Source organism: Paraburkholderia kirstenboschensis, from assembly GCF_904848585.1.
In the GTDB taxonomy this organism is placed as follows: domain Bacteria; phylum Pseudomonadota; class Gammaproteobacteria; order Burkholderiales; family Burkholderiaceae; genus Paraburkholderia; species Paraburkholderia kirstenboschensis.
The window spans coordinates 1-2,499 of the sequence record NZ_CAJHCR010000060.1; the positions used below are offsets into that span (position 1 = coordinate 1).

At 58.4% G+C, this 2,499-nt stretch carries 2 protein-coding genes; both read right to left on the bottom strand.

What is annotated here, in order from left to right; genetic code table 11:
- Positions 1-70: 70 nt before the first annotated feature.
- Positions 71-880 carry an IS21-like element helper ATPase IstB gene (gene istB / locus JMY24_RS37880; RefSeq protein WP_128598758.1) on the bottom strand — a complete coding sequence of 270 codons (810 nt, stop codon included), beginning with the start codon at positions 878-880 and terminating at the stop codon, positions 71-73.
- Positions 870-2,387 (bottom strand): IS21 family transposase, encoded by a 1,518-nt coding sequence (gene istA, locus JMY24_RS37885; RefSeq protein WP_128598757.1) that lies wholly within the window; start codon positions 2,385-2,387, stop codon positions 870-872. Before istA ends, istB begins: the two co-directional genes overlap by 11 nt.
- Positions 2,388-2,499: the final 112 nt, after the last annotated feature.

Sequence of the window (2,499 nt, forward strand, 5' to 3'; positions counted from 1 at the left end):
TGTTGATTTGCACCGCGAACTGACCCACTTTTTGCATCTAGAATTGACCCACCCCTGATGCTCAGAAACATCATTCTGGTGCGTCGATTTCCTCCTCTTTTTGTCGTTTGGGTGAGCTTTTTCGGGTTGCAGCCCGCGAAGCGGGCTGCCCCGCCGTGCTGTTTTTAAAGCGCCAGGAATCGTTGCCTGTTTCCACTATATGGCAGTGGTGTGTGAGTCGGTCAAGCAGCGCGGTCGTCATCTTTGCGTCGCCGAACACGTTCGACCATTCAGTAAAGCTCAGATTGGTCGTAACAAGAACGCTCGTGCGCTCGTAAAGTTTCGAGAGCAGATGGAACAGCAGTGCCCCGCCGGTTTGCGTGAACGGGAGATAGCCCAGCTCGTCCAGAACAATGGCATCGACATACATCAGGCGATTTGCCAGTTGCCCGGGTTTGCCGGCCGCCTTCTCGGCTTCGAGCTGGTTCACGAGTTCAACCGTCGTAAAGAACCGGACCCGCTTTGCATGATTCTGTATTGCGTCGATACCGATGGACGTCGCAAGGTGCGTCTTTCCTGTGCCAGGTCCGCCGATGAACACTACGTTCTGCGCGGACTCGCAGAAGCGGACAGTGTGGAGCTCTCGCACAAGAGTTTCATCGACGCTCGCCTGCTCGAAGTCGAAGCCGGCAAGGTCACGGTGCGCGGGGAAGCGTGCGGCGGCCATCTGGTAGTTGATTGACCGGACCTGCCGTTCAGCCGTTTCCGCTTTGAGCAGCATCTGCATGAATTTCTCCGGTTCAAAGTCACTGTGTCGTGCCTGTGCTACCAGTTCGGGCCACGCCTGCGCCATTCCGTGGAGCTTCAGCGACTTGAGAAGTGCGGCAGTTTCATTCGACATGACCGTCCTCCTCATCACGCGTAACGCGCAGTCGTTCATAACGGTAGACGTCTGCAAGCGGTTCTACCTTGAGTGTGATTGCTGTTTTCACCCCGCCACCTGAATGAGCCGACTGACTCTTCAGTCGGGCAAGGATGTTCAGGACATGGTCTCCGCTGGGACGTCCGGACTCGAGCGCAAGCTCGACGGCAACCAGGACGGCCTCCAGGCCATGAACGGGAGTGGCCGCCAGAACCTGGACCATTACCCGGTCGCCACCGGTCTGCCTTAGCAAATGTCTCTGCAGGCGAAGCATCGGTTCTGGCATCGTCAGGAACGGCGCGCCGTTTCTTAACGAACCGGGCTTGCGCTCCACCAGAGCGATGTAGTGTCGCCAGTCGTAGAAGGTCTGGTAGCGGTCGAAGCTGCGGGGATGGCGGGCAATCTCGATGCCGTCGGCCACCAGGCTGATGTAGGTCGGATAGCAGCGCAAACTTACGATGTGATGCGCGTACTCCGTTGGCACGCTATAGCGGTTCCGGTCGAGATGCACCAGACTCGTCGGCGAGACGCGCACGGGCTTCTCAATGTAACCGTCGAACGGCTTCGGAACCTGCATCAGCCGGGGGCGTTCATCCGCGAGGGCGTCTTCCACACTGAGCTCAGGCCATTGCGGATGTCTCAGTTGCTTCCAGGCTTGTTGGCAGCGTTCGGCCAGCCATATGTTCAGGACCTCAAGCGATTCCCACCGGATACCGATTGCGTCGTGCCAAATCTGTCGACGCCGGTCCTGGACATTCTTCTCAACGATGCCTTTCTCCCAGCCGGCGGCCCGGTTGCAGAACTCAGGCTCGAACAGGTAGTGGCCGCACATCGCGTGGAAGCGCGCATTGATAGCTCGCTCCTTACCGGGGCCAACCTTGTCGACGGCAGTCTTCATATTGTCGTAGATGCCGCGCCGGGGAATGCCGCCTAACGCGACGAATGCCCGTGCGTGGGCGTCGAACAGCATCTCGTGACTTTGGGTCGGATAAGCCACAAGCCAGAAGGCACGACTCGCGGCGAGCTTCAGGTGTGCGACCTCGACGCGTCGCCTGAGTCCACCAATGAAGACATACTCGCAACTCCAGTCGAACTGGAATGCTTCACCATATTCAAAGGCAAGCGGTACGAAGGCGCCACGTTGCGCCCCGGAATCGCGCTCCTTCTTCCAGTTGCGCACAAAGGCAGACACGCGGTCGTAGCTGCCGTCGTAGCCAGCCGACCGTAAATCTTCATACATCTGCGTCGCGGAGCGCCGTTCCCGTCTTGTACGCCTTGTATCGGCGACCAGCCACAGTCGCAGTTGCTCCGACCAGGGGTCGACGACGCTGTTGCTGACGCGTTTAGCGAACTTCGGCTCGCTCGCCGACGGCTCGCGCAACCATCGTCGAATCGTGTTTCTCGAAAGCCCGGTCTGTCTTGCAATGTCCCGCAGTGGGACGCCGTCGCGGAAATGCATCCGCCGAATCTTGGCCAACATGCTCACGGTTATCACTCCGTTCTCCTGCTTGGCGTCCAAGCAGGCAGTTGAACATGTGGGTCAATTTTCGATGCAAATTTCTAGCGGAAGTGGGTCAGTTCTATGCGCGTATCAACAG

What these genes read in the sequence shown, in the direction of transcription:
- istB (WP_128598758.1), bottom strand. Translation starts at nt 880, where the DNA reads ATGTCGAATGAAACTGCCGCACTTCTCAAGTCGCTGAAGCTCCACGGA.